This is a genomic window from Streptomyces sp. NPDC041968, from assembly GCF_055589025.1.
On the sequence record NZ_JBVJCB010000013.1, the window covers coordinates 182,456 to 209,043 of the forward strand.

A 26,588-nucleotide genomic window follows, 5' to 3' on the forward strand; every position below is an offset into this window, starting at 1 on the left:
TATGAGCGCATTAGAGCGTTCGAGGAGTGAGCAGTGCGTCACATCGACCCCGGAAGCGAACCTGACAAACGCACGTTGCGGCGGGAGTTCCTCGCGGCGAGGAGCAGGTTGACCGCGGATGACGTGCGGGAATCGGCGGACGCTCTGGCCGCGCGGGCGCTCGCGTCGCCGGAGGTGGCGGGGGCGCACACCGTGGCGGCGTACGTGTCGGTGGGCGCCGAACCGGGCACCCTCACGCTCCTCGACGCGCTGCGCGCGCGGGGCGTGCGGGTCCTGCTGCCCGCGCTGCTGCCGGACAACGACCTGGACTGGGGCGCGTACACGGGCGAGGAGTCCCTCGCGCGCGTGCGGCACGGGGGGCGGATGGCCCTGTGGGAGCCCGCCGGTGAGCGTCTGGGGCCGGACGCGGTGACCGGGGCCGAGGTGGTGCTGCTGCCGGGTCTTGCGGTCGACGCGCGCGGCATGCGGCTGGGGCGCGGCGGCGGGTCGTACGACCGGGTCCTGGCGCGCCTGGAGCGGGCGGACACGCGGTCCGCGCTGCTGGTGCTGCTGTACGACTGGGAGGTCGTGGCACACGTCCCCGGTGAACCGCACGACCGGCCGGTGGACGCGGTGGTGACGCCCTCGGGGGTGCGGCGGTTCCGCTGACCGCCGGCGGACACACCCGCTGACCCCGGGCGGACACGAGAACGGCCTCCACGCGCGCGTGGAGGCCGTTCTCGTCGAGCGGTGCGAGGGCTAGGGCTTGAGCACCAGGGTGTCGCTCGTACTCTCGTCGACCGCCTTCTTCGAGAAGGCCCACGGCAGCAGCTCCCCGTCGGCCCACTTGTCCGTCTGGTCGGTGTAGTGGGCGCTGTACGCGTGTCCGGAGGCGCCGGTGAGGTTGATCCAGCGGGACTTGTCGAGGTCGCCGAGGTTGACCACCATCCGCATGGACGGCACCCACACCACCCCGAAGCCGCCGGCCGCGTTCCAGCCGGAGGCGTTGACCGCCGCCTCGCCGCCGCTGAGCTTCCAGGGCCCGCGGTTGAGGGCGTACTTCACGAAGCCGGGGCCCTCGGTGCCCAGGGTCTGGTTCTTCAGGAACAGGCGGTGCAGCCGACCCCAGTTCCAGGAGTCGATGTCCTTGCCGAGCTTGGCGGTCAGCTCCCAGCGGGCGTCCACCATGGCGCGCTTGAACAGGTCGTCGCGGTTGTGGTCGGCGCCCTTGCGGGTGCCGTTGGCGGGCGTCGTCCACCAGTCGCTCTTCGGCTTGTCCAGCAGGTTGCGGACGACCTCGAACCAGCGGTCGCCCCCGTCGGGCTGCGCCTGGTCGGCGTCGCGCTGGCCGCACTCGCGGACCTTGTTGGTCTCGTCCGCGGGTCCGGTGGTGTTGACCGGGTCGACCCACAGGCACTGGCCCTCGACGCGCAGTTCCTTGGGCAGCTTGTTGCCGAAGGCGAGCTTGAGGAGGTTGCGCCAGACCGCGTTGAAGTAGGCGGCGGCCGCCGAGTCGGCGTCCTGCGTGTAGTCCCAGCCCTCGAGGAGCTTCTGCGCCTCGCGGACGTCCTTGTCGCCGACGTCGATCTTCAGCAGCTGGGGTACGAGCAGCTTGGCCATCTCGCTGCTGTTGTCCAGCTGCATCTGGCGCATGTCGTCGGTGGAGATCTTGCCGCCGTCCTTGATCTTCTGCTCGATCAGGGAGGTGATCCGCTGACTGCGGGTGCCGTAGCCCCAGTCCGCGGTCAGCGTGTACGGGTACTCGTCCGCGTCGACGGCGGCCTGGTTGGCGGTGACGATGTAGCCGCGGTCCGGGTCGTACTCGTAGGGCAGCTCGTCCTGGTCGATGTACTCGCCGGTCCACCGGTACTCGGGGTTCCAGCCCGGTGCCGGGACGGAGCCGTCGTGGCCCTCGGCGCGCACCGGGATCTTGCCGGGCAGCGTGTAGCCGATGTGCTCGCCGTCGGCGTAGACGAGGTTCTGCGAGGGGACGTCGAAGAGCGTGGCGGCCTCGCGGAAGTCGTCCCAGTCCTTCGCCCGGTCGATCGCGAAGACGGCGTCCATGGTGGTGCCCGCCTCCAGCGCGGTCCAGCGCAGCGCGACACCGTAGCCGTCGCCGCGGTCGGGGGCGGAGGTGTCGACGGTGGCCTTCCTGCCGGTCTTCACCAGCTCGTCGTCGCGGTCGGAGAGCAGGGGGCCGTTGTTGGTCTCGCGGACGACGATCTTCTTGGACTCGCCGCCGGCGACCTTGATGGTCTCCTCGCGCGTCTCGAAGGGGACCACCTTGCCGTCGTACTGGTAGCCGGCGCCGGTGATCTTCTCCAGGTACAGGTCGGTGACGTCGACGCCGGAGTTGGTCAGGCCCCAGGCGATGTCCTGGTTGTGGCCGATGACCACGCCGGGCATGCCCGCGAAGGTGTAGCCGGCGACGTCGTACTGGCACTTCGCGGAGACGCTGCGGCAGTGCAGGCCCATCTGGTACCAGACGGACGGCAGCGACGGCGACAGGTGCGGGTCGTTGGCCAGCAGCGGCTTGCCGGTGATGGTGTGCTCGCCGGAGACGACCCAGGAGTTGGAGCCGATGCCGTTGCCGTTCACACCGACGGCGGTGGGGACGTCGTCCAGGACGTTCTGGAGGCTGGCCAGTTGGCTCTCCAGGCCGGTACCTGTGCCCGTGCCCGTACCAGTGCCCGTACCGCTTCCCGTGCCCGTACCAGTGCCCGTACCGCTCCCCGTGCCCGTTCCGGACCCTGTGCCGGTGCCGGTGCCCGTTCCGGTCCCCGTGCCGGTGCCGGTGCCCGTTCCGGAGCCGTCGCCGCCGGACGACCCGCCGCCGTCGAACGTCTGGGTGACCTCGTCGTACTGGCCCTCCTGGACGATCGCCTTGTTCCGGTCGTACGGGTACGCCGGATACAGGTCGGCGATCTGCTTGGGGCCCAGCCTGCTGGTCATCAGGGCGCGGTCGACCTCGTCCTGCATGTTCCCGCGCAGGTCCCAGGCCATGGCCTTGAGCCAGGCCACCGAGTCGACCGGGGTCCACTCCTGGGGCTTGTAGTCGTTGGTGAACCCGAGGGCCGCGTACTCCAGGGAGATGTCCGCGCCGTCCTTGCCCTTCAGATAGGCGTTGACGCCCTTGGCGTACGCCTGGAGGTACTTCTTCGTGGAGGCCGACAGCTTCTCGTCGTACTCCTTCTGCGCCACCCGGTGCCAGCCCAGGGTGCGCAGGAACTCGTCGTTGTCGACCTGGCCCTTGCCGAACATCTCCGACAGGCGCCCCGCGGTCATGTGCCGGCGCACGTCCATCTCGTAGAACCGGTCCTGCGCCTGGACGTAGCCCTGCGCCATGAACAGGTCCTCGTCGGAGGAGGCGTAGACCTGCGGGATGCCGTAGCCGTCGCGTTTGACGTCGACCGGTCCCGCCAGGCCTTCGAGCGTGATCGAGCCCTTGGTCTGCGGGAAGGACGCGCGGACGGTGCTGATGGACCAGTACGCCCCGTAGACGAGGCCGCCGATGAGGGCCAGTACCAGCACGAGGACGAACAGGCGCGCTTTGCGCCCCTTCTTCCTGCCGGACTTGCCGGGCTGCTGACCCGTGGAGGCGGTTTTGGTGGGGGGCATCGCTGTCCTTGCTGTCCTAACACGAGCGGCAGGGGCGGGCTGTGCTTTGTACTGAACGCTGGAGCAACTGTAGGCGCAGGCCCCGCTCCCCCATGACGCGGAGTCGGGTACGGGCGCGCACGGGCGTTCGATCTTGCCAAGGCGAGCGTCAAGAAAGCGTCAAGAGTTAGGTAAGGTAACGAAGTAGTTGTCCGCGGAGCACTGCGGCTTCGTGTGCCATGGGGGTGTGCTTGCAGCTCACCGCGCGGGCGCGCCCGTCCGCCGTGGTACGTGCTGTGAACCGTGCTGTGCGCCAGGGAAGGGAACGGCCGCTGACTGTCCACCACCTCAACCAGCTCCTGCTCCTGTGCTCACTGGTCCTGCTCATCGCCGTGGCGGCGGTCCGGATCTCCTCGCGCAGCGGGCTCCCCAGCCTGCTCGTCTACCTGGCCATCGGCGTCGCCATGGGCCAGGACGGCATCGGCGACATCAAGTTCGACGACGCCGAACTGGTCCAGGTCATCGGCTATGCCGCCCTGGTCGTGATCCTGGCCGAGGGCGGCCTCGGCACGAAGTGGAAGGAGGCGAAACCGGCCCTGCCGGCCGCCTCCGCGCTGGCCCTGGTCGGAGTCGCGATCAGTGTCGGCGTCACGGCGGCGGGCGCCCACTACCTGACCGGGCTGGAGTGGCGGCAGGCGCTGATCGTGGGGGCGGTGGTGTCCTCGACGGACGCCGCGGCCGTCTTCTCGGTGCTGCGCAGGATTCCGCTGCCCGCGCGCATAACGGGCACGTTGGAGGCCGAGTCGGGCTTCAACGACGCCCCGGTGGTCATCCTCGTGGTCGCCTTCTCCGCGGCCGGTCCGATCGAGCACTGGTACCTGCTGCTGGGCGAGATCGCCCTGGAGCTGGCCATCGGCGCGGCCATCGGCCTCGCGGTCGGCTGGCTCGGGTCGTGGGGGCTGCGGCACGTCGCGCTGCCCGCCTCCGGCCTCTACCCCATTGCCGTCATGTCGATCGCCGTCGCGGCCTACGCGGCCGGCGCGATGGCCCACGGCAGCGGTTTCCTGGCGGTCTACCTCGCCTCGATGGTCATGGGCAACGCCCGGCTGCCGCACTGGCCCGCCACCCGCGGGTTCGCCGACGGGCTCGGCTGGCTCGCGCAGATCGGCATGTTCGTGCTGCTCGGCCTGCTGGTCACCCCGCACGAACTGGGTGACGACATCCTGCCCGCCCTGGTCATCGGGCTGGTGCTGACACTGGTGGCGCGCCCGCTGAGCGTCGTGCTGTCCCTGCTGCCGTTCCGGGTGCCGTGGCGGGAGAAGGCGCTGATGTCCTGGGCGGGGCTGCGCGGCGCGGTGCCCATCGTCCTGGCGACGATCCCCATGGTGGAGGGCGTCGACGGCAGCCGCCGGATCTTCAACATCGTCTTCGTGCTGGTCTGCGTCTACACCCTGGTCCAGGGGCCGACGCTGCCCTGGCTGGCCGGCAAGCTGCGCCTGGGCAACGCCGACGAGGCCGCCGACCTCGGCATCGAGTCGGCGCCCCTGGAGCGGCTGCGCGGGCACCTGCTCTCGCTGACCATCCCCGAGGGGTCGAGGATGCACGGCGTCGAGGTCAACGAGCTGCGGCTGCCGGCCGGGTCCGCCGTCACGCTGGTCGTCCGCGACGGCAAGTCGTTCGTGCCGCTGCCGACGACGGGGCTGCGGCGCGGGGACGAGCTGCTGGTGGTCGCGACCGACCCGGTCCGGGACGCCGCCGAGGCGCGGCTGCGCGCGGTCGGCCAGGGCGGCAAGCTGGCCGGCTGGCTGCACTCCGGAGCCACGGGCGGCAATCGCAGGTGAACGGGTGAGGGGTGCTCCCTTTCACAGGCCGCGCCCCTTTGATCCCTGTACGATGAAGGCGGCACCTGATCGAACCAACTCTGCCTGACGCAGAGCTGGCGCGACCGTATGGCGGCCGGGACGCCCCCTCCCCCTTCGGGCTCCGGCATCTACCGCAGTCCGCGCAAGAGGACAGCTCTCGGCGCTCCCGCACGGCCACGAACCATGCACGGGAACCGCGCTACCAGGCGGCAGAAAGGCACGGGCCGTGGCATCCACGGTCACCCCGTCGAAGAAGTCGCAGGAGAGGGACCCGCACGCGCCCGCCTCCGCCCGGCCCGGATACGGGCAGCTGCTGCGCACCCGCGGCGCCTGGACGTTCCTGCTCCCCGGCTTCGCGGCGCGCCAGCCCTTCGCCATGCTGACGCTCTCCATCGTGCTGCTCGTGCAGCACACCTCCGGCTCCTACGGCGTCGCGGGCGCCGTGGCGGCCGTCACCGGCGTCTCCATGGCCCTGTTCGCCCCCTACAGCGGCCGGCTCGCCGACCGCCACGGGCAGCGCGCCGTGCTGCTCCCCGGCGTGCTGGTGCACACGGCGGCCGGTCTGACCCTGACCGTCCTCGCCCTCGCGGACGCACCCCTGTGGGCGCTGTTCGCGGCTGCCGTGCCCACCGGCGCCTCGGTGCCGCAGGTCGGTCCCATGGTGCGGGCCCGCTGGGCCGTGAAGCTCAAGGGATCCCCCCTGATGAGCACGGCGGCCGCCTTCGAGTCCGTCACGGACGAGCTGACCTTCGTCCTCGGCCCGCTGGTGGCGACCGCCCTGTGCACGGCCGTGAACCCGGCCGCGGGCCTGGTCACGGAGGCCGCGCTCACCCTGGTGGGCGGTCTGCTGTTCGCCGCGCAGAAGAGCACCCAGCCGGTGGTCGGCCGCTCCGACGGCGACCACGCGCGCGTGGAGCACGTTCCGGCGCTGCGCATCCCCGGGGTGCGCGTCCTGATCGTGGTCTTCCTGGGCATCGGTTCCGTCTTCGGCGGCATGCAGGTGTCGCTGGCCGCGTTCACCGAGTCCATCGGCGAGCCCGGGCTGAACGGCGTCCTGTACGGCGTCTTCGCGGCGGGCAACATGCTCTCCGGTCTGGCCTGCGGCGCCATCGCCTGGAAGGCCGCCCCGCAGCGGCGCCTCCTGGTCGGGTACACCGCCCTGGCGCTGACCGCGTCCGGCCTGTGGGCCGCGCACTCGGTGCTGGTCCTGGCCGGGCTCGGCCTGCTCGTCGGCGTGTGCGTCGCGCCCGCCCTGATCACCGGCTACACCCTGGTCGAGGGCCTGGTCCCGGCCGGCGCCCGCACCGAGGCCTTCACCTGGCTCACCGGCGCCGTGGCGCTCGGCCAGGCGGCGGCCGTGACCGTCTCCGGCCAGCTGGAGGACCGGCTGTGGGGCGGCGCCGGGTTCCTGGTGCCGATGGGCGGCACGGTGCTCGCGCTGGCGACGCTGTTGGCGTTGCGCTCGCGGCTGGCGGCCCGGCCGCGCGCGCGTGAGGTCGCGCGCACGGTCACACGTGGCGTCGGTCACCGCGAGCCTGCCGTAGTGGACTGATCCCGAGGAATGCGTCACTATGGACCGTCGTTAGCACTCATCGAGTGAGAGTGCCAGGAGGAAGACAAGTGCCGACGTACCAGTACCAGTGCACCGAGTGCGGCGAGGGCCTCGAGGCGGTGCAGAAGTTCACCGACGACGCTCTGACCGAATGCCCGAACTGCCAGGGGCGCCTGAAGAAGGTGTTCTCCGCGGTCGGCATCGTCTTCAAGGGCTCCGGCTTCTACCGCAACGACAGCCGCGGCAGCTCGTCCAGCAGCTCGCCGTCGTCGTCCTCGAAGTCGGGCACCTCCTCGACGTCGTCCTCGTCTTCGTCTTCTTCGTCGGACTCGGGTTCGTCGTCGGGCTCCGGTTCGTCGGCGAAGTCGGGCTCCTCGTCGGGCTCCGGCAGCTCCGCGGGTTCCACCGCCGCATAGTTCCCGGCAGCCGTGCGGTTTCCGTGGCCGCGTAGGCAGCCGGGTTCCGTAGGCAGCCGGGCCGCGTGGGCCGCCGGGCCGCGTGGGCTCCACCGCTGCGGAGGCCTTTTTTCACGGTTCCTCCCGAGACCCTGTCGTCCGCCGACGACGGGGTCCCCGGCGTTTCACGGGACGGCTAGGGTGCGGGCATGGCGAACAAGGTGAATGCCGAGATCGGCGTGATCGGCGGCTCCGGTCTGTACTCGTTCCTCGACGACGTGACCGAGGTCGAGGTGGACACCCCGTACGGGCCGCCCAGCGACTCCCTCTTCCTCGGCGAGGTCGCCGGCCGGCGGGTCGCCTTCCTGCCCCGGCACGGGCGCGGCCACCATCTGCCGCCCCACCGGATCAACTACCGGGCCAACCTCTGGGCGCTCCGCTCGGTCGGCGCGCGCCAGATCCTCGGCCCGTGCGCGGTCGGCGGCCTGCGCCCCGAGTACGGTCCCGGGACCCTGCTGGTGCCGGACCAGTTCGTCGACCGTACGAGGACCCGCCCGTCGACCTACTTCGACGGGCTGCCGACGCCCGACGGCACGGTGCCCAACGTCGTGCACGTCTCGCTGGCCGACCCGTACTGCGCCGTCGGCCGGACCGCCGCGCTGAAGGCGGCCCGGGGACGCGACTGGGAGCCCGTGGACGGCGGCACCCTGGTCGTGGTCGAGGGACCGCGCTTCGGGACGCGTGCGGAGTCGCTGTGGCACCAGGCGCAGGGCTGGTCGGTGGTGGGCATGACCGGCCACCCGGAAGCGGCACTCGCCCGTGAACTGGAGCTCTGCTACACCTCCCTGACCCTCGTCACCGACCTTGACGCCGGCGCGGAGAGCGGCGAGGGGGTCTCGCACGAGGAGGTCCTGCGCGTGTTCGCGGCGAACGTGGACCGGCTGCGGGGCGTCCTGTTCGACACGGTGGCCGCACTCCCGGCGACCGGGGAGCGCGACTGCCGGTGCGCGACGGCCCTCGGCGGCATGGACCCGGGGATCGCGCTGCCGTAGCGCTGGGTGGAGCGAGGCGGGCCACGGGACGGGCCGGGCGGGGGCCGGAGCCTGGGCAGGCCGCGGGGCCGGCCTGTGCGGGCGGTGAAGCCCGGACCGGCCGGAACGTCACGTTCGAGTGGCGGAGTTTTCCACAGCCGGGCGGCCGTCCACGGGCCTCGGCGGGCGGCGGCGAAAGGGCCCATCGTGGGTCCGCAAGCCGTTCCCTCGTCACAGGTGGTGGTCCCCATGTCCCTGTCCCGTCCCACCGGTCACGCCGCGCTGCCGCTCGGCACCGACGCCCCGCCCACCTGCGAGGTGCCGCACTTCGCTCCCGTGCGGGTGCGCGGCGGGCGGCAGCAGCTGCACCGGCTCCTCAGGCACCGGCGACGGGCGGTGGCCGCCGGGCTCGTCGTCACCGCCGCGGCGCTGGTCGCGGCCGGCCCGCGCCCCGGAGCCGGTTCCCAGGACGCCCAGCGGGCGCGGGGGCACCCGGTCACCGAGCAGGTGCGCAAGCGGCACGGCGCGGAGCTGGTGACGGCGCCGCTGCGGATCGCCGACGCGGCCACCGTCCGACTGCTCAGGCCGGGCGACCGGGTCGATGTCGTCGCGGCCGGCGACGGCGGCACGGGCGACGCCTCGGTGATCGCGCGCGGAGCGCGGGTGACGAAGCTGCCCGAGCCCGAGGACGGGGCCACGGCGGGCGGGGCGCTGGTCGTGGTCTCGGTGCCGCGCGCCACCGCGCACCGGCTGGTCGGCGCGGGGGCGTCGGCACGGCTGGCGGTGACGCTGTGCTGAGTACCCGCGACCGCCCAGCGCCCTCCGGTCGCTCGATCGAGGGGCCTGATTGGACAGGACGGCCCAACGCTGACGTAGGTTGCGGAGCGTTTTGTTCCCCACCTGGTCCGCGACAGACCCGTTCGTGCGCTCCCTGTTCCCGCGCACCCCGGTCGGGCGAGACCTGTTCATGCGAGGAGAGCCCCCGAGGTGAGCGAGAAGAACGAGCCGAGCGTCTGGCAGGGCTTCAAGGTCTTCCTGATGCGCGGGAACGTCATCGATCTGGCGGTGGCGGTCGTCATCGGCGCCGCCTTCACCAACATCGTCAACTCGGTGGTGAAGGGGGTCATCAACCCCCTGATCGGAGCGTTCGGCACCCAGAGCCTGGACAGCTACAGCTCCTGTCTCAAGGGCCCCTGCACCGGTACCGGCGACAGTGCGACGGGCGTGCGGATCCTCTGGGGCTCGGTGCTGGGCGCCACCCTCACCTTCCTGATCACCGCGGCCGTCGTCTACTTCCTGATGGTCCTGCCCATGTCGAAGTACCTGGCCAGGATGGAGGCCCGTCGCAAGGCGAAGGAGAGCACGCAGGAGATCATCGAGGTCTCCGAGCTGGAGGTGCTCAAGGAGATCCGCGACGCCCTGGTCGCGCAGCGCGGGTCGGGTCACGACCGCCCGTAACGCCGTCGCCGCCCGCGGCGGGAACGGCTGGACCGCGGGCGGGTGCCCGCTTCGCTCACAGGTGGTGGGGCGGCTTCTCGTCGAGGAAGCGCTTGAGGTCGGCCGCGCTGTCGCGTTCGGACCGCTCGCCCCAGCCGTGGTCGGTGTCGTCCGAGGTCTGCTGGTCCAGCGGGTCGTCGAAGACCAGCGCGGGCCGGGGTGCGCAGGGCTCGGGATCGGGGGCGGTACTCATGGCTCCAGGGTACGGCTCGCCCGGCGGCCGATGCTCCGCCTTCCCCGCCCCTCCGGGTGGGCGGCGCTCCGCCGTCCCCGCCCCTCCCGGCGTACGGGAGCGTCCGCAAGCACATCCGGACCGTCTCTGCTGTGCTGGGGACCATGACGTCCAGTCCGACCCCCGCAAGCGCGCCCTCGGGGCCGCCCGACGCTCCCGGCGTGCACCCGCCCCTGCGCAGGCTGACGGCCCGCGGCCGACACGAGGCGCACCGCGCCGCCACCCCGTTGGAGCTCTTCTTCGATCTGTGCTTCGTGGTCGCCGTCGCCCAGGCCGGCGCCCAGTTGGTGCACTCCGTCGCCGAGAGCCATGCCGGCGAGGGCGTCCTCAACTACGCGATGGTCTTCTTCGCCGTCTGGTGGGCGTGGATGAACTTCACCTGGTTCGCCTCGGCGTACGACAACGACGACGTGCTCTACCGCATCGTCACCCTCGTGCAGATCGCCGGTGTGCTGGTCCTCGCGGCCGGGGTCTCCCGGGCCTTCGAGGACCACGACTGGACGGCCGTGGTCCTTGGCTACGTGATCATGAGGGTGGCCATGTCGGCGCAGTGGCTGAGGGCGGCCCGTTCCGCCGGGCCGCCGGAGAACGCGATGGCGCTGAGGTACGCCGGTGGCGTGCTGGTCTGCCAGCTCGGCTGGCTGGGGCTGCTGTTCCTGCCGGAGGGCGGGCGGGGCTGGCTGTTCCTGGTCATGGTGGTGCTGGAGCTGTGCGTGCCGGCCTTCGCGGAGCGCAAGCACCCGTCGTCCTGGCACCCGCACCACATCGCCGAGCGGTACGGACTGTTCACGATCATCGTGCTCGGCGAGACCATCGCCGCGGCCACGGTCGCGGTGAAGTCCGGCATCGAGGAGAACGACGCGCTGGGCGAGCTGCTGCCGATCGCGGCGGGCGGTCTGCTCATCGTCTTCGCCGCCTGGTGGATCTACTTCGTCGTGCCCGTCCACGGGTACCTGCGGTCCAGCAGGCAGTCGTTCCTGTGGGGCTACGGCCACTACCTGGTGTTCGCCTCCGCCGCGGCGATCGGTGCCGGTCTGGAGGTGGCGGTGGAACAGGCGGTGGGCAAGGCGCACATCTCGGAGCTGGCGGCGTCCGCGGCGGTGACCCTGCCGACGGCGCTCTTCCTGCTCACGGTGTGGGCCCTGCACGCCCGGCACTTCAAGGTCGGCCTGGCCGAACAGCTGGTCCTGCCGACGGCCGCGCTGCTCGTGATCTGCTGCACCCTCCTCGGCGACATGGCCGTGCTCGTGGCCGGGATCGTCCTGGCCCTGGCCCTGGCCGTGGCGGCGGGGGTGGCGCTGACCGCGCGGCGGAGGGTCCACCGCCGGAAACCGGTGACGCCGGACGCCTGACATCGCCTGGGCGTCCTCCGCCGTGCTTGTGTCTCCGCCCGCCCGCACCCGGGCCGCGTGGAGACCGTGCCCGTTGCCCGTGGAGACCGCGCCTGCACCCGCGGCGACGTGTCCGCGCCGCGTCGGGAGCGGGCCGCACCTCGTCGAGACCGTGCCCGTGCCTCGTCGAGGGCGGGCCCGTGCCTCGTCGAGGGCGGGCCCGTGCCTCGTCGAGACTGGCGGCATGACAGTTGACGCATTGACGGATGTCGCGGGCCTGTCGGTGGGGCATGCGACGCGGACCGGCGACGGGTGGCTCACGGGCACGACGGTGGTGCTCGCGCCGGAGGGCGGGGCGGTCGCCGGCGTGGACGTGCGCGGAGGCGGCCCCGGCACCAAGGAGACCGACGCGCTCGATCCGCGGAACCTGGTGCGGAAGGTGCAGGCGGTGGTGCTGACCGGGGGCAGCGCGTACGGGCTCGACGCCGCGTCGGGGGTGATGGCCTGGCTGGAGGAGCACCGGCGTGGGGTGCGCGTCGGCCCGGACCCCGCTCACGTCGTGCCGGTGGTGCCCGCGGCCTGCGTCTTCGACCTGGGGCGTGGGGGCGACTTCCGGGCCAGGCCGGACGCGGCCACGGGACGGGCGGCGGTCGAGGCGGCCCACGCGAGCGGATCGGGCGCGGAGGTCGCCGAGGGCTGCGTCGGGGCGGGCACGGGCGCCGTGGTCGGCACGCTGAAGGGCGGGATCGGCACGGCGAGCACCGTGCTGGACTCGGGGATCACGGTGGCGGCGCTGGTGGTGGCCAACGCGGCGGGGTCGGTGACGGATCCGGAGACGGGGGTTCTGTACGGGGAGTTGTTCCGGGGTGGGCGGGTCCGCTATCCGGCACCCGCCGTCCACGCGGCCGCCGGCCGGCGTCTCGACGAGGTCGCGGCGAGGAACGCGCCGCCGCCGTTGAACACCACGCTCGCCGTGGTCGCCACCGACGCGGACCTGTCCAAGGCACAGGCGCAGAAGCTGGCCGGCACCTCGCACGACGGCATCGCCCGGGCGGTCCGCCCGGTGCACCTGCTCAGCGACGGGGACACGGTGTTCGCCCTGGCGACCGGCGAGCGCCCCCTCGACCCGCGTCAGCCGCTCGCGCTGAACGAGGTGCTGGCGGCGGGCGCGGACGTGGTGACCCGCGCGATCGTGCGCGCCGTACGGGCCGCCGGACCGGTGGACGGGCCGGGCGGGGCGTGGCCGTCCTACGAGGAGCTGTACGGGGTGGAGCAGCCCTGAGTGCCTCCGCCCAGCGCCGGCCGGGAGCTTCGACGGGCGACCCGTCCCGGCCGGTGCGGGGTGGTTCGCGAGCGGCCGCACGGGTTCGGGCGCGAGGCTCTACGGGCGGCGTTCCAGGACCGGTTGGGCGGACGGGCGGACGGGCGGGTGATTGTCCCGGTTCTGTCACGCGTCGGTGTTCCGGGCGACCGGTGGGAACCCCGGCGGCCGCCGACCGCCTCTACAGGGCTGAAGCGGACACCGCACAACACCTGAACCTGGAGCAGCCCGTGACAACGGCGGACATAGCATCGCGGCGCGTACCGGTGGCGGTCGCCGCCCTGGTCGTCGGCGCCCTCGCCCTCACCGCCTGCGGCGGAAGCGCCAGCGCCGAGGACAAGAAGGACGGCAGGGGCGGCGCGGACTCCGCGAAGACCTCGGTGGCGGAGGTCGTGATCTCGGCGAAGGACGGCTCGACCGGCGCCTCGATCAACGCGACCGGCGTGAAGGTCAGCGACGGCCGGCTGACCGACGTGCGGATGACGGTGGCCGAGACGGGCGCGACCGTGCCGGGCGCGGTGTCGGCGGACGGCGGCAGCTGGAAGCCGAAGGAGCAACTGGAGCGCGGCACCAAGTACCGGATCACGGCACAGGCCAAGGACGCGAACGGCCGCCCGGCCGCCGCCGACTCGGTCTTCACGACCGTCTCCTCGGCCAACAGCTTCATCGGCTCGTACACCCCGGACGGCGGCACCACGGTGGGTGTGGGGATGCCGGTGTCGTTCACCTTCGACAAGGCGATCAGCGACCGGAAGAACGTGCAGTCGCACATCACGGTCACCTCCAGCAGCGGCCAGGAGGTGGTCGGGCACTGGTTCGGTGACCAGCGGCTCGACTTCCGGCCCGAGGAGTACTGGAAGGCCGGCTCCAAGGTCACGATGAGGATCGACCTGGACGGGGTCGAGGGTGCGAACGGCATCCACGGCGTGCAGCGGAAGACCGTCACCTTCACGGTGGGCCGTGCCCAGGTCTCCACGGTCGACGCGGACACGCAGACCATGACGGTCGTGCGCGACGGCAAGACCCTCAAGTCGGTCCCGATCTCGGCGGGCAGCGCCGAGAACCCGACGTACAACGGGCAGATGGTGATCTCGGAGAAGTCCGAGCGGACGCACATGGACGGGTCGACGGTCGGCTTCGGCGGGGAGTACGACATCCCGGACGTGCCGCACGCGATGCGGCTGAGCCGGTCCGGCACCTTCGTCCACGGCAACTACTGGTACGACCGGGGCAATCCGCCCTTCGGCGTCCAGGGCACCAGCCACGGCTGCGTCGGGCTGCGGGACGCCCAGGGCGGGCAGGGCGCCACCGACGGCAAGTGGTTCTACGACAACTCGCTGATCGGGGACGTGGTGACCGTCAAGAACTCCCCGGACGGCACGATCGCGCCGGACAACGGCCTCAACGGCTGGAACATGGCATGGGGCGAGTGGGTCGACGGCAGCGCCGTCTGACCGGCCGACCGACCCTCTGAGCAGCGTTTTTTGAGTGACCGTCGGGTCGCGCGGGAACATTTCGCGCGGCCCGCTCGTTTTTCGTGCGTACGTTTTCTCGGTTCCCGGACATGATGTCCGACCGAGGGGCTACGGTATGCACCCACAAGGTGACATGCAGCAACGCCGGGAGAAACCTTGAGCGTTCCGTACGAGACGGCAGCGTACGAACCACCCGAGTCGCCGGAGTCTCCGGAGGAGCACCTCATGCGACTGCTGGGTCGCGCCCTGAACTCGTTCGAGCTGCCCGACGAGACGATACGACAGCTGGACTGCGCGCTGGCGCACGACGGTTCGCTGCACTCCGCGCACCACAGCGCGGGCCTGCACCGCGAGACGTACCGCCACACCTGGCTGCTCGCCGACGGCTCCGCGCTCACCCTCTGGGAGATCGTGCACAACACCGCGCCGGGCAGCGAACCGCAGCACGAGGTGTACGTCGACGAGGAGGAGCTGCGCACCGCCACCGCCCGGCTGGCCCTGCCGCCGGACGCCCCCGACTTCGAACTGCCGGTGCAGGTGCAGCTGTCCGCGGCCCCCGCCCCGCGGCACGCCTACGTCCCGGACGCCTCGGCGGACCACGCCCGCAGGCTGCTGCGCCGCGCGGAGAACCCGGACCGGCCCGGCGCCGACCTCGCCGCCCGGCTGGCGACGGCGTCCGGGCACCGGATCACCCAGGCCTTCGGCGGCCCCGGCCGCGCGGGCCGCGCCCGCGTCGGCTTCTCGCTCTACGAGCACGCCTTCCTGCTGCGTGACGGCGCCGAGGTCTCCCTCTGGGAGGTCGAGCACACGGCCACGCCCGACGGGCGGCACATGTGCGAGGTGTACGAGAGCGAGGAAGCCGCCCGGCGGGCGATGGAGCTGCGCGCGGCGCAGGTCTCCTGAGCGTTCCCGCGACGAGGAGCCCGCGCGCCTCCGGGAGACCGACGCCCGCGGGGGCGACGCGTCCGGGCCGGGTCCCGTCGGAACCCGGCCCGGAGAACGCCGGATCGACGTCGCTCACGCCCTACGCGGCCACCGGCCGCTTCGTTCCCGGCGCCGCGGCGGACGGATCGGCGTCGCCGGGCCCCTGGGCCGCCCCTCCGGGCGCCGGCCTGCGCAGGCCCTTGAGGACGACCACCAGGGCCGTGGTGACGCAGACGCCCGCCGCGATCGCGACCAGGTAGAGCAGCGGATTGCCGATGAGGGGGACCACGAAGACGCCGCCGTGCGGGGCGCGCAGCGTGGCACCGAAGGCCATCGACAGCGCCCCGGTCAGTGCGCCACCCGCCATGGACGCCGGGATGACCCGCAGCGGGTCAGCGGCGGCGAACGGGATGGCGCCCTCGGAGATGAAGGAGGCGCCCAGCACCCAGGCGGCCTTGCCGTTCTCGCGTTCGGCGGCGTCGAAGAGCCGGGAGCGGACGGTCGTGGCCAGGGCCATCGCCAGCGGCGGGACCATGCCCGCCGCCATGACCGCGGCCATGATCTTCATCGCGGAGTCGCTCGGGTCCGACACGGCGATGCCGGCGGTGGCGAAGGCGTAGGCGACCTTGTTGACCGGGCCGCCCAGGTCGAAGCACATCATGAGGCCGAGCAGGGCGCCGAGCAGGACGGCGTTGGCGCCGGACAGGTCGCCCAGCCAGTCGGTCATCCTGCTGCGCGGAGGCGATGGGCTTGCCGATCACCACGAACATCAGGAACCCGACGACGGCCGCGGAGATCAGCGGGATCACCACCACCGGCATGATGCCGCGCAGCACCGCCGGGATCCGTATCCGCTGGATGGCCATCACCACGGCACCGGAGAGCAGACCGGCCGCCAGCCCACCGAGGAAACCGGCGTCGATGGTCAGCGCGATCGAGCCGCCGACGAAGCCGGGCACCAGGCCGGGCCGGTCGGCCATGCCGTAGGCGATGTAGCCGGCCAGCACCGGGACGAGGAAGGCGAAGGCCACGCCGCCGATCTGGAACAGCAGCGCCGCCCAGCTGTCGGCCTGCGTCCACACGAAGTGGTCCGTCACCGACGGCGCCTTGTTGATCTCGTAGCCGCCGATCGCGAAGCCGAGGGCGATGAGCAGACCGCCGGCCGCGACGAACGGGACCATGTAACTGACGCCGGACATCAGCCACTTGCGCAGTGTGGTGCCGTACCCCTCACCGGCCTCGCCGCCGCGCTCGGCGGGCGCCTTGCCGGCCGGCCCGGCGGCCGTGACCTCGCCGCGGGCCGCCTTGGCACGGACCTCGCCGATCAGTTCGCCGGGCCGGTTCACGGCGGCCTTGACGCCGGTGTCGACGGTGGGTTTCCCGGCGAAGCGGTCCTTCTCGCGCACGGGCACGTCATGGGCGAGGATCACGCCGTCAGCCGCCGCGATCACCGCCGGGTCGAGGCGGCTGAAGCCGGCCGATCCCTGGGTCTCGACGACGACCTCGACGCCCGCCTCACGGCCCGCGTTCTCCAGCGCCTCGGCGGCCATGTAGGTGTGCGCGATGCCGGTGGGGCAGGAGGTGACGGCGACGATGCGGAAGGGGCGCCCGGGTGCGGCCGGTTCCCCCGCCCCCGACGCCCGGCCGGCCTCCGCCGCGTCCGTCCTGCCGGGGCTGTCCGTGGCGGGCTCGGCGGAGGCCGCCGCCGAGTCCGCCACGGGGTCCTGGGCGCCCGCGGGTCCCTCCGCGGTACGGGGTTCGCCCGCGGGGTCGGCCGGCGCCTCGCCCCGGATCAGTGCCACGGCCTCCCCCGCCTCGCCCGCCGACCGCAGCGCGGTGGTGAACTCGGCTTTCATGAGCTGCCGGGCCAGGGCGGAGAGGATCGTCAGGTGGGCGTCGTCGGCACCCGCCGGCGCGGCGATCAGGAAGATCAGGTCGGCCGGGCCGTCCGCCGCCCCGAAGTCGATGCCGTCCGCACTGCGCCCGAAGGCGAGCGTCGGCTCGGTGACGTGCTCGCTGCGGCAGTGCGGGATGCCGATGCCGCCGTCGAGGCCGGTCGGCATCTGCGCCTCGCGGGCGGCCACGTCGGCCAGGAAGCCCTCCAGGTCGGTCACCCGGCCCAGGGCCGCCATCCGCCCGGCGAGGGCACGTGCCGCCGCTTCCTTGGTGTCGGCGGACAGGTCGAGGTCGACCAGATCCGCGGTGATCATGTCGCTCATCGCGGGCTCCTTAGCTCGCGTATCGCCCGGGAGGTGAGGTGGTGGGCGAGGACGGGGAGGGGGGCGGGGGTACTGCGGTGGGGACGGGGGCCCGGGCCACGGCGGCCCGGGACGGCGGCGACGGACGTCCGGGGTACGGCCCCGCCCGTCACCCGGGGAAGGGCCACGCACGCGCCGGTCATGACGCCGGCTCCCGCAGCGCGCGGTCCACCGGCACCTCGGCCGTGACCGTCACCGAGCCCGGGTCGAGGTCGGCCGGCGCGGGCATCACGCTGCCGGGGAGCTGGACGGCGGCCGCGCCGTGCGCGACGGCGGAGGCGAGGGCGTCCGGCCCCGCACCGCCGGCGACGAGGAACCCGGCGAGCGAGGAGTCACCGGCGCCGACGTTGCTGCGTACGGCCGCCACGCGGGCGCTGCCGAACCAGGCGCCCGCGTCGTCCACGAGCAGCTGTCCGTCGGCGCCCAGGCTGGCCAGTACGGAGCGGGCGCCCAGCTCCCGCAGCTCCTCCGCGGCCTTCAGGGCGTCGCCGACGGTGGCCAGGGGGCGTCCGACGGCCTGGGCCAGTTCCTCGGCGTTCGGCTTGACCACGTCGGGGCGTTCGCGCAGTGCGTGCAGGAGGGCGGGTCCGGAGGTGTCCAGGGCGATGCGGACCCCGGCGGCGTGCGCCCGGGCGACCAGGGCCGCGTACCAGGAGGGGGCCAGCGGGCGCGGCAGGCTGCCGCAGCAGGCGATCCAGTCGGCGCCGCGGGACTGCCGCCGTACGGTCTCCAGCAGCAGGTCCCGCTCGGCCTGCGACAGTTCGGGCCCCGGTGCGTTGATCTTCGTCAGGACGCCGTCGGCCTCGGCGAGCGCGATGTTGGACCGGGTGGCGCCGGCGATCGGCACCGCCGCGACCTCGATGCCCTGGGCGTGGAGCAGGTCGGCCACGAGAGCGCCGGGGGCGCCGCCGAGCGGCAGCACCGCCACGGTACGCCGGCCCGCGGCCGTCACCGCGCGCGAGACGTTGACGCCCTTGCCGCCCGGGTCCACGCGCTCGCCCGTGGCGCGGACGACCTCGCCGCGGTCCAGGGAGGGCACCTCGTAGGTGCGGTCCAGGGACGGGTTGGGGGTGACGGTGAGGATCATGCGCGTACCACTTCCGGGCCGGCCTGCTCGACGGCGGCGGCGTCGTCGGGGCTCAGCCCGCTGTCGGTGATCAACAGGTCCACGTCGCTCAGCGCACCGAAGCGGGCGAAGTGCTCCTGCCCGTGTTTGGAGGAGTCGGCGAGCAGCACCACGCGCCGGGCGGCCGCGACGGCGGCGCGCTTCACCGCGGCCTCGGCGAGGTCGGGCGTGGTCAGGCCGTGCCCGGCGGAGAAGCCGTTGGCGGCCACCAGGGCCACGTCGGCGCGGATCTCGCCGTACGCGCGCAGCGCCCAGGCGTCCACGGCGGCGCGCGTACGGTGCCGCACGCGCCCGCCGACCAGGTGGAGCTGGATGCCGGGGTGGTCGGCGAGGCGGGCCGCGATGGGCAGGCTGTGGGTGACGACGGTCAGCGAGGTCTCCGGCGGGATGGCCGCGGCCAGCAGTGCCACCGTCGAACCGGCGTCGAGGATCACGGTGCCGTCGGCCGGCAGCTCCGCCAGGGCCGCCTTGGCGATGCGGTCCTTCTCGTCGGCCGCCGTGGACTCGCGCTCGGCGAGGTCGGGCTCGAAGTCGAGCCGGCCGGCGGGGATGGCGCCGCCGTGCACCCGGCGGAGCACACCGGCGCGGTCGAGGGCCTTCAGGTCCCGACGGATCGTCTCCGCCGTCACCTGGAACTCCTCGGCCAGCGACACCACGTCCACCCGGCCGCCGTCCCGGGCGAGCCGGAGGATCTCCTGCTGCCGCTCCGGTGCGTACATGTCCGTTCGCCTCCACCTCGTGCCCGAACCTGTGGTTTCACGGGAGGTTACGCCCGGCATTCCGCTTTGTAAACAGAGAAGCGGAAGCAGTCCAACATGAACGGGCGTGAACAGACATGCGCGGCGAAGGGGGGCGGGTCCGCACCGAAGTGCCGGACCCGCCCCCCTCGCCGCCCGTGGGAACGCGGTGGTCAGACCAGCGTGGGTTCCTTCTTCAGCGCCGGGCCGGTGTCGTCCTGCGCCCCCTCCACATGCTGGGCGGGCCGCTTGGGCAGCGCGAACATCAGCAGGAAGATCACGGCCAGGACCGCGGCCACCCAGCCCAGCGCGTTCTCGAAGGCGTCCGCGTAGGCCGGGCCGACACGGGCCGGGGCCAGGTGGTCGCTCATCGTGCCGAAGAAGACCACCGACACCAGGCCGAGCCCGAGCGCGTTGCCCATCTGCTGCACGGTGTTGATGAGCCCGGACGCGGCACCGGCGTGCTCACGCGGCACCTGGGACAGCACCGCGTCCGTCAGCGGGGCGACGATCAGGCCCATGCCGACGCCCATCACGACGAGCGGCAGCGCCATCTGCCAGGAGGTGACGCCGAGGCCGTAGTGCTCGGACTCCCAGATGTAGAGCAGGACACCGGCCGCCATCACCAGCGCGCCGGCCTGGAGCACCTTGCGTCCGAAGCGCGGTACCAGCTTCTGCACCGACACCCCGGCCGCCACGGAGACGGCGAGCGAGAACGGCACGCCCGTCAGTCCGGCCCGCAGCGGGCTCCAGCCGAGCCCCACCTGCATGTACAGCGTCCACACCAGGAAGAAGACGCCGAGCGCGACGCCGAACACGGTCTGCACGGCGATACCGGCCGCGAAGCTCTTCACCCTGAACAGCGACAGTTCGACCAGCGGCGAACCGTCCCGGGCGCTCTTGCGCCGCTCGTACGCCACCAGCACCGCGAGGACCACGACCGCGCCGGCCATCGAGAGGTACCCCCACAGCGGCCAGCCCAGCTCACGCCCCCGGGTGAGCGGGTAGACCAGCATCAGCAGACCGAGGGTGACCAGGGCGACCCCGACCAGGTCGAGTTTGAGGGCGCGCGGCGCCCTCGACTCGGTGATGTAGCGGCTGCCGAGGACGAGTCCGGCGACGCCGACCGGCAGGTTGATGAGGAAGATGGGCCGCCACTCGAGCCCGAACAGGTTCCACTCGGTGAGCAGGGCGCCCAGCAGCGGGCCGGACACGGCACCCAGGCCGACGATCGCGCCGAACAGGCCGAACACCTTGCCGCGTTCGTGCGCGGGGAAGGTGGCGTGCACGATCGACAGCACCTGCGGCACCATCAGCGCCGCCATGGCGCCCTGGAGGATGCGGGAGGCGACCAGCATCTCCGGGTTCACGGCGAGGCCGCACAGCGCGGACGCCACGGTGAAGCCGCCGATACCGATGAGGAACACCCGCTTGCGGCCGTGTATGTCGCCGAGCCGTCCGCCGGTGATCAGGCCGGCGGCGAAGGCGAGGGCGTAACCGGCGGTGATCCACTGGATCTGGCTGAAGGTGGCGCCCTCGTCCCGCTGGATCGACGGGATCGCGATGTTGACGATGGTGACGTCGACCAGGTCCATGAAGGCGGCGGTCATCACGATCGCTAGGGCGAACCAGCGACGGCGGTCGCCGGCGGCCTGCCGGGCCGGGGCGGGATCCGGGGTGTGCGAGAAGGTCATGGCACGAAGCTATGCCTTCAGTAGGACAGATCTCGTCCTAGATGTACGGCATCCTCGGCATCATGACGACGGATACTCCGGCCCGGCTGCTGACGCTCCTCTCCCTCCTCCAGACGCCCCGCGAGTGGCCCGGCGGCGAGCTGGCCGACCGGCTCGGGGTCTCCCGTCGCACGGTCCGCCGGGACATCGACCGGCTGCGCGAGCTGGGCTACCCGGTACAGGCGACCATGGGCGCCGACGGGGGCTACCGGCTGGTGGCCGGCAAGGCGATGCCGCCGCTCGTCCTCGACGACGAGGAGGCGGTGGCGATCGCGGTCGGGCTGCGGGCCGGCGCCGGGCACGCGGTGGAGGGCGTGGACGAGGCGTCGGTGCGGGCGCTGGCCAAGCTGGAGCAGGTGCTTCCGTCGCGGCTGCGCCATCGCGTCGCCACGCTCCAGGCCGCGACCACACCGCTGACCAGCGGGGACGGCCCGAGCATCGCCCCCGAGACGCTGACCGTCATGGCGTCCACGGTGGCCGGGCGGGAGCGGCTGCGGTTCGCCTACCGCGCGGGGGACGGCACCGAGTCGCGGCGCGTGACGGAGCCGTACCGGCTGGTGTCGACGGGGCGCCGCTGGTACCTGGTCGCCTACGACCTCGACCGGGAGGACTGGCGGACCTTCCGGGTGGACCGGGTGAGCGAGCCGTCGGCGACCGGGGCGCGGTTCGCTCCGCGCGAGCTGCCGACCGGGAGCGCGGCGGAGTACCTGCGGCGCTCGATGCAGCGGCAGGGCGGCTCGTACGGGATCGTGGTCGCCTTCGACGCCCCGGCCGAGGTCGTCGCGGCACGCCTCCCGCCGTGGCTGGGGGCACCGGAGGCGGCGGACGACGGCGCGTCGTGCGTCCTGCGGGCGACCGTGTCCGACGCGGTGGAGTGGATGGCGCTGCGTCTCGCGATGCTGGACGTGGACTTCCGGGTGCGGGAGCCGGTGGAACTCGTGGAGTGCGTACGAGGGCTGGGGGCGCGGTTGGCGAGGGCGGCGGAGGGGCCGTGACCGCGGAGGGGGAGGGCTTGCGACCCACGGGGGCGCGGAGGGCGCCGCGGGCCCCACGCCCCCGCGCCGTCGGCCTAGGGCCGGGGGCCGCCGGACTCCCACCCGAACCCCCGCATGCGTTCCAGGTTGCGCAGGGCCGGCTCCAGGGGACTGCGGGCGGCATCGGGGGAGGACGCCCAGCGCTCCACCGCCACCCGTACCGCCGCCCCCGCGACGGCGGCGCCGAAGTGCAGTTCGGGCGTGTCCCTCAGGCGCACGGCAACGTTGTCGTCGCCGCCGGACATCCGCTCGGCCAGCACCTCCACCAAGGCCCGCTCCGTCGTGTGGCAGACCTCCGCCCACACCTTGCGCAGGGCCGGGCTGCTCTCGGCCAGCCGGATGAGTGTGCGGGCCCATTCCCAGGACGCCGCCGAGACGCCGGCACCCGGGGTCAGCGTGTGCCGCACGGCGTGTTCCAGGGCCTCGGACGGGCTCAGCCCTGCGGGGGCCTCGCGCACCGCCGCCGCCCACCGCTCGGCGCCCAGCGCGTAGAGCGGGGCGACGGCCTCCTCCTTGGTGGCGAAGTAGCGGTAGAAGGTGCGCGGGGCGACGCCGGCGGCGCGGGCGATGTCCTCGGCCCGGGTGGCCCGCAGCCCCTGCCCGACGAAGAGGCGGGCCGCCGCGCGGGCGATGGCCATCCGGGTCTCGGCCTTGCGCCGCTCGGTCAAGGAGAGCGCCCCGGTGCCGGAGGCGGACGGCGGGGAGGAGGCGAGGGGCGCCGGACCGGCGGACGAGACGGGGTGGCCGGACGATGCGGGGGTGGAGCTGCTCACTTCGGCAGGCTATGCCGCTGTGGCAGAATCTGCCATCCGGCGGGCCACCCCGGGGTTCAGGTCCGGGGTGTCCCGCCGCCCTGGTACACCGCCCGGTGCGTCCGCCTCGCTGCGCGACGGTGCGCGTCCGCGCTCCCGCACGGAAGGAGCCGGGCTGCGGCACCCCGGGGGGAAGGGGCGCCGAGCCCGGCTCGGGAGCGTCCCGGCGCCGGGGGGAGTGCGTCGGGACGTGGTCCTGGGTGGCCCGAAGGCCGGTCCGCGAGGCGGTGGTCCGGGGCGGAACCGCTGGGCCCGGAGTAGTTTTTCCCGGGCCCCCGCCGGTTGAAGCACCGTTGTACGGCCATGTTTGCGCGGGGTTCGGCCACCGGCGTACGCCCCACGCATCACGCCACGCCCCTCCATCACGGGCGCCGGTGGCGGATGTCGCGGGCGGTGCCGCCGGCCGTGCCGCGTCCTGCCTACGCCGCCGCCTCGAAGCCGGTGTCGCGGGCCAGCTTCTTCAGCTCCAGCAGCGCGTGCTTCTCGATCTGCCGGATGCGCTCGCGCGTCAGTCCGTGCTCCTTGCCGACCTCGGTCAGCGTACGCTCGCGGCCGTCGTCGATGCCGTACCGCATCTTGATGATGGAGGCCGTGCGCGGGTCGAGGCGGCCGATGAGGTCGTCGAGCTCCTCGCTGCGCAGCAGCGTCATCACCGACTGCTCGGGCGACACGGCCGAGGTGTCCTCCAGCAGGTCGCCGAACTGGGTCTCGCCCTCGTCGTCCACCGACATGTTCAGCGATACCGGGTCGCGGGCCCAGTCGAGGACGTCGGTGACGCGCTCGGGCGTCGAGCCCAGCTCGGCGGCGATCTCGGCGGGCTCCGGCTCGCGGCCGTGCTCGCGGTTGAACTCGCGCTGCACGCGCCGGATCCTGCCCAGCTCCTCCACCAGGTGGACGGGGAGCCGGATGGTGCGGGACTGGTCGGCGATGGACCGGGTAATGGCCTGGCGGATCCACCAGGTCGCGTACGTGGAGAACTTGAAGCCCTTGCGGTAGTCGAACTTCTCGACCGCGCGGACCAGGCCGGCGTTGCCCTCCTGGATGAGGTCGAGGAGCGGCAGGCCGCTGCGCGGGTAGCGGCGGGCGACCGCGACGACAAGACGGAGGTTGGAACGGATGAAGACGTCCTTCGCCCGCTCGCTCTCGTCGATCAGGGCCTGGAGCTCCTCCCGGGTGGCGTCCGCCCCGGTCTCCTCGTAGCCTTCGAGGACCTGCCGCGCGAACACACCCGCCTCGATGGTCTGGCTGAGCTCGACCTCCTTGGCGGCGTCGAGCAGCGGTGTGCGCGCGATCTCGTCGAGGTACATGCCGACCAGATCGCGGTCGGCGAGCTCGCCGCCGTTGGCGCGGACGCTGGTTGCCGCGGCGCTCGTCTCGCCGGTGGCGGACTTACGACGGGCGACGGCACGGGTTGCCATGCGTGCTCCCTTGCGATGGTGGTTCAGCGGGCGGTGCTGTGGACGTCGGTCACCTGTGGGGTCGTCTCCGGTCCCGATCCACTCTCGGGACGCTCCTGTCTCTCTCGGGACTCTCCTCGGGTGCCCTGCATCCGATGGAAACAACGACTGGAAACCGGACAGAATTCCCAGCGCGTCCTCCGATTTTTCTGATCATGCAGTACCCTGTGCCGCCACACAGGGAGGCACGATGCCGACGGAACGCACGGAGGTCCAGGTCAGACCGTGGGTCGAGGACGACCTCGAGGCCCTCACCGACCTCTACAACCACTACGTGCGCGAGACGCCCATCACGTTCGACACCGAGCCGTTCACTCCGCGGGAGCGCCGCCCGTGGCTGCTCTCCCACCCTGAAGACGGCCCGCACCGCCTGAGGGTTGCCACGGACGCGGACTCACGGACGATCCTGGGGTACGCCACGTCCAGCCCCTACCGCGCGAAGGCCGCGTACGGGACCTCCGTGGAGACCACCGTCTACGTGGCCCCGCACGCCGGCGGCCGCGGCGTCGGCACGCTTCTCTACACGTCCCTCTTCGAGGCCCTGGCGGGCCAGGACCTGCACCGCGCCTACGCGGGCATCGCCCAGCCCAACGAGGCCTCCGTCCGGCTGCACACCCGCCTCGGCTTCCGCCATGTCGGCACGTACCGCGAGGTGGGCCGCAAGTTCGGCCGGTACTGGGACGTGGCCTGGTACGAGAAGCCGCTGTAGGGCCCCCGGCCCACCCCGCGCCGACCCTCCCCCAGCCGCTCCTGCCCGCCCCCGTCAGCCGAACTGCACCGACCGCTTGGCCAGCCCCATCCAGAACCCGTCGATCACGGACCTGCGCAGATCCAGTTCGCCGGCGGCGTCCGCGGCCCCCATCGTCACGAACAGCGGGGCGAAGTGCTCGGTGCGCGGGTGGGCGAGCAGGCCCGCCGGGGACTTGCGGGCGAAGTCGAGCAGCGCGTCCACGTCACCGGCGTCCAGCGCGCGCCTGCCCCAGTCGTCGAACTCGGCGGACCAGGTGGGGACGCCGGACTGGCGCAGGGCGGCCAGGTTGTGGGTGAAGAAACCGGAGCCGATGATCAGCACGCCCTCGTCGCGCAGCGGCGCGAGCCTGCGGCCGATCTCCATGAGCCGCGCCGGGTCGAGGGTCGGCATGGAGACCTGGAGCACCGGGATGTCGGCGCCGGGGTACATCTCGACCAGCGGCACGTACGCACCGTGGTCGAGGCCACGGTCGGGGACGTCCTGCACGGGCGTGCCGGGAGCGCGCAGCAGCTTGTGCACGGACTCGGCGAGCGCGGGGGCCCCCGGAGCCTCGTAGCGCACCTGGTAGTAGTGCTCGGGGAAGCCCCAGAAGTCGTGGACCAGGGGGACGGTCCGGGTGGCACCGAGGGCGAGCGGGGCCTCCTCCCAGTGGGCGGAGACGACCAGGACGGCCCGGGGGCGGGGCAGGGCCGCGGCCCACGCGGCGAGCTCGCCGGGCCAGACGGGGTCGTCGGCGAGCGGCGGGGCGCCGTGGCTCAGATAGAGGGCGGGCATGCGCTCCCGGGGGGCGGCGGACATGGGGCCTCCTCCAGTACTACTGACCTACCGAACTGCTTGAACTCTCAAGCTCTACCGCAGGAATCTACTCCCCCTTTGTTTAAACTTCAAGCAGTGGTTCCGTACGATGGGATACATGAACACGGCACCCATCCCGTCCCCCGCCGACGAGCCCCGCTGGCTCAGCGCCGAGGAACAGCGCGTCTGGCGCTCGTACATCGAGGCCGCCACCCTCCTCGAGGACCATCTCGACCGTCAGCTCCAGCGCGACGCGGGGATGCCGCACGTCTACTACGGCCTGCTGGTCAAGCTCGCCGAGTCACCCCGGCGGCGGCAGCGGATGACGGAGCTGGCCCGGTACGCGAAGATCACCCGCTCCCGCCTCTCGCACGCGATCGCCCGGCTGGAGAAGAACGGCTGGGTGCGCCGCGAGGACTGCCCCTCCGACAAGCGGGGCCAGTTCGCGGTGCTCACGGACGAGGGCTACGCGGTCCTCGGGCAGACCGCGCCGGGACACGTGGAGGCCGTGCGCCAGGCCGTGTTCGACCGGCTCACCCCCGAACAGCAGAAGTCCCTCGGCGAGATCATGCGGATCGTCGCCGAGGGACTGCAGCCCAGCGAAGCGGGCGCGGACCTGCCCTGGCTGCGCTGAGCGCGCGGCCGGGGCAGGTCCTGGGAGCCGTGCGCCGGGGGCGTCCCCTCCCCCT

The 26,588-nt window shown here is 72.8% G+C and carries 22 protein-coding genes and 1 pseudogene; 14 read left to right on the plus strand and 9 right to left on the minus strand.

The window, feature by feature from the left end; all coding sequences use genetic code 11:
- The first annotated feature begins 33 nt into the window (after positions 1 to 33).
- Positions 34 to 648 carry a 5-formyltetrahydrofolate cyclo-ligase gene (locus ACZ6EG_RS28790; RefSeq protein WP_469608829.1) on the plus strand — a complete coding sequence of 205 codons (615 nt, stop codon included), beginning with the start codon at positions 34 to 36 and terminating at the stop codon, positions 646 to 648.
- Positions 649 to 738: 90 nt separating this feature from the next.
- Here ACZ6EG_RS28790 and ACZ6EG_RS28795 read toward each other — a convergent pair whose 3' ends face one another.
- The gene (locus ACZ6EG_RS28795) at positions 739 to 3,597 is read right to left on the minus strand and encodes a penicillin acylase family protein (RefSeq protein ID WP_391970965.1); all 2,859 of its coding nucleotides are present in this window, start codon (positions 3,595 to 3,597) and stop codon (positions 739 to 741) included.
- A 218-nt stretch (positions 3,598 to 3,815) separates the two neighbouring features.
- Here ACZ6EG_RS28795 and ACZ6EG_RS28800 point away from each other — a divergent pair, with 218 nt between their 5' ends.
- The 6 genes from ACZ6EG_RS28800 to mscL all read left to right on the plus strand — a co-directional run bounded on the left by ACZ6EG_RS28800 (position 3,816) and on the right by mscL (position 9,874).
- Positions 3,816 to 5,417 carry a potassium/proton antiporter gene (locus ACZ6EG_RS28800; protein WP_391970964.1) on the plus strand — a complete coding sequence of 534 codons (1,602 nt, stop codon included), beginning with the start codon at positions 3,816 to 3,818 and terminating at the stop codon, positions 5,415 to 5,417.
- A gap of 247 nt (positions 5,418 to 5,664) precedes the next feature.
- On the plus strand, positions 5,665 to 6,990 hold the full coding sequence (locus ACZ6EG_RS28805; protein ID WP_469608834.1) for an MFS transporter: 1,326 nt from the start codon (positions 5,665 to 5,667) through the stop codon (positions 6,988 to 6,990).
- A gap of 68 nt (positions 6,991 to 7,058) precedes the next feature.
- Complete coding sequence (locus ACZ6EG_RS28810; RefSeq protein WP_469608837.1) at positions 7,059 to 7,406, plus strand: FmdB family zinc ribbon protein; 348 nt, start codon at positions 7,059 to 7,061, stop codon at positions 7,404 to 7,406.
- Between the two features lie 188 nt (positions 7,407 to 7,594).
- Positions 7,595 to 8,437: an S-methyl-5'-thioadenosine phosphorylase gene (locus ACZ6EG_RS28815; RefSeq protein ID WP_469608840.1), complete on the plus strand. Its 843-nt coding sequence runs from the start codon at positions 7,595 to 7,597 to the stop codon at positions 8,435 to 8,437.
- 297 nt (positions 8,438 to 8,734) lie between these two features.
- Entirely contained in the window at positions 8,735 to 9,214 is a 480-nt protein-coding gene (locus ACZ6EG_RS28820; RefSeq protein ID WP_391971148.1) for a hypothetical protein, read from the plus strand.
- A gap of 189 nt (positions 9,215 to 9,403) precedes the next feature.
- Positions 9,404 to 9,874, plus strand: coding sequence for a large conductance mechanosensitive channel protein MscL (gene mscL, locus ACZ6EG_RS28825; protein WP_391970960.1), 471 nt, complete (start codon positions 9,404 to 9,406; stop codon positions 9,872 to 9,874).
- A 55-nt stretch (positions 9,875 to 9,929) separates the two neighbouring features.
- Here the strand turns inward: mscL and ACZ6EG_RS28830 are convergent, their stop codons facing one another.
- Positions 9,930 to 10,106 (minus strand): hypothetical protein, encoded by a 177-nt coding sequence (locus ACZ6EG_RS28830; RefSeq protein WP_469608844.1) that lies wholly within the window; start codon positions 10,104 to 10,106, stop codon positions 9,930 to 9,932.
- 143 nt (positions 10,107 to 10,249) lie between these two features.
- Here ACZ6EG_RS28830 and ACZ6EG_RS28835 point away from each other — a divergent pair, with 143 nt between their 5' ends.
- The 4 genes from ACZ6EG_RS28835 to ACZ6EG_RS28850 all read left to right on the plus strand — a co-directional run bounded on the left by ACZ6EG_RS28835 (position 10,250) and on the right by ACZ6EG_RS28850 (position 15,175).
- Positions 10,250 to 11,497, plus strand: coding sequence for a low temperature requirement protein A (locus ACZ6EG_RS28835; protein WP_469608846.1), 1,248 nt, complete (start codon positions 10,250 to 10,252; stop codon positions 11,495 to 11,497).
- A 223-nt stretch (positions 11,498 to 11,720) separates the two neighbouring features.
- Positions 11,721 to 12,758: a P1 family peptidase gene (locus ACZ6EG_RS28840; RefSeq protein WP_391970957.1), complete on the plus strand. Its 1,038-nt coding sequence runs from the start codon at positions 11,721 to 11,723 to the stop codon at positions 12,756 to 12,758.
- Between the two features lie 269 nt (positions 12,759 to 13,027).
- Positions 13,028 to 14,251 (plus strand): L,D-transpeptidase, encoded by a 1,224-nt coding sequence (locus ACZ6EG_RS28845; RefSeq protein ID WP_391970956.1) that lies wholly within the window; start codon positions 13,028 to 13,030, stop codon positions 14,249 to 14,251.
- Positions 14,252 to 14,428: 177 nt separating this feature from the next.
- Complete coding sequence (locus ACZ6EG_RS28850; RefSeq protein ID WP_391970955.1) at positions 14,429 to 15,175, plus strand: DUF6227 family protein; 747 nt, start codon at positions 14,429 to 14,431, stop codon at positions 15,173 to 15,175.
- Between the two features lie 121 nt (positions 15,176 to 15,296).
- Here the strand turns inward: ACZ6EG_RS28850 and ACZ6EG_RS28855 are convergent.
- The 4 genes and pseudogenes from ACZ6EG_RS28855 to ACZ6EG_RS28870 all read right to left on the minus strand — a co-directional run bounded on the left by ACZ6EG_RS28855 (position 15,297) and on the right by ACZ6EG_RS28870 (position 21,011).
- Positions 15,297 to 17,415: pseudogene (locus ACZ6EG_RS28855) on the minus strand (PTS fructose transporter subunit IIABC).
- A gap of 178 nt (positions 17,416 to 17,593) precedes the next feature.
- Entirely contained in the window at positions 17,594 to 18,541 is a 948-nt protein-coding gene (gene pfkB / locus ACZ6EG_RS28860) for a 1-phosphofructokinase (RefSeq protein WP_391970953.1), read from the minus strand.
- The gene (locus tag ACZ6EG_RS28865; RefSeq protein ID WP_356609026.1) at positions 18,538 to 19,299 is read right to left on the minus strand and encodes a DeoR/GlpR family DNA-binding transcription regulator; all 762 of its coding nucleotides are present in this window, start codon (positions 19,297 to 19,299) and stop codon (positions 18,538 to 18,540) included. Before ACZ6EG_RS28865 ends, pfkB begins: the two co-directional genes overlap by 4 nt.
- Positions 19,300 to 19,490: 191 nt before the next feature.
- Positions 19,491 to 21,011, minus strand: a complete 1,521-nt coding sequence (locus ACZ6EG_RS28870; protein ID WP_391970952.1) for an MFS transporter — start codon at positions 21,009 to 21,011, stop codon at positions 19,491 to 19,493.
- Positions 21,012 to 21,073: 62 nt separating this feature from the next.
- On the opposite strand from ACZ6EG_RS28870, the gene ACZ6EG_RS28875 reads away from it, so the two are divergent.
- Positions 21,074 to 22,045: a helix-turn-helix transcriptional regulator gene (locus tag ACZ6EG_RS28875; protein WP_391970951.1), complete on the plus strand. Its 972-nt coding sequence runs from the start codon at positions 21,074 to 21,076 to the stop codon at positions 22,043 to 22,045.
- Between the two features lie 74 nt (positions 22,046 to 22,119).
- Here ACZ6EG_RS28875 and ACZ6EG_RS28880 read toward each other — a convergent pair whose 3' ends face one another.
- Both ACZ6EG_RS28880 and ACZ6EG_RS28885 read right to left on the minus strand, forming a co-directional pair.
- Entirely contained in the window at positions 22,120 to 22,857 is a 738-nt protein-coding gene (locus ACZ6EG_RS28880) for a TetR/AcrR family transcriptional regulator (RefSeq protein ID WP_469608854.1), read from the minus strand.
- A 458-nt stretch (positions 22,858 to 23,315) separates the two neighbouring features.
- On the minus strand, positions 23,316 to 24,314 hold the full coding sequence (locus ACZ6EG_RS28885) for a sigma-70 family RNA polymerase sigma factor (RefSeq protein ID WP_356609031.1): 999 nt from the start codon (positions 24,312 to 24,314) through the stop codon (positions 23,316 to 23,318).
- A 229-nt stretch (positions 24,315 to 24,543) separates the two neighbouring features.
- On the opposite strand from ACZ6EG_RS28885, the gene ACZ6EG_RS28890 reads away from it, so the two are divergent.
- On the plus strand, positions 24,544 to 25,062 hold the full coding sequence (locus ACZ6EG_RS28890) for a GNAT family N-acetyltransferase (protein WP_391970949.1): 519 nt from the start codon (positions 24,544 to 24,546) through the stop codon (positions 25,060 to 25,062).
- A 54-nt stretch (positions 25,063 to 25,116) separates the two neighbouring features.
- On the opposite strand, the gene ACZ6EG_RS28895 is transcribed toward ACZ6EG_RS28890, so the two are convergent.
- Positions 25,117 to 25,902, minus strand: coding sequence for a dioxygenase family protein (locus ACZ6EG_RS28895; protein WP_391970948.1), 786 nt, complete (start codon positions 25,900 to 25,902; stop codon positions 25,117 to 25,119).
- A gap of 106 nt (positions 25,903 to 26,008) precedes the next feature.
- On the opposite strand from ACZ6EG_RS28895, the gene ACZ6EG_RS28900 reads away from it, so the two are divergent.
- The gene (locus ACZ6EG_RS28900) at positions 26,009 to 26,533 is read left to right on the plus strand and encodes a MarR family winged helix-turn-helix transcriptional regulator (RefSeq protein WP_391970947.1); all 525 of its coding nucleotides are present in this window, start codon (positions 26,009 to 26,011) and stop codon (positions 26,531 to 26,533) included.
- Positions 26,534 to 26,588 lie beyond the last annotated feature (55 nt).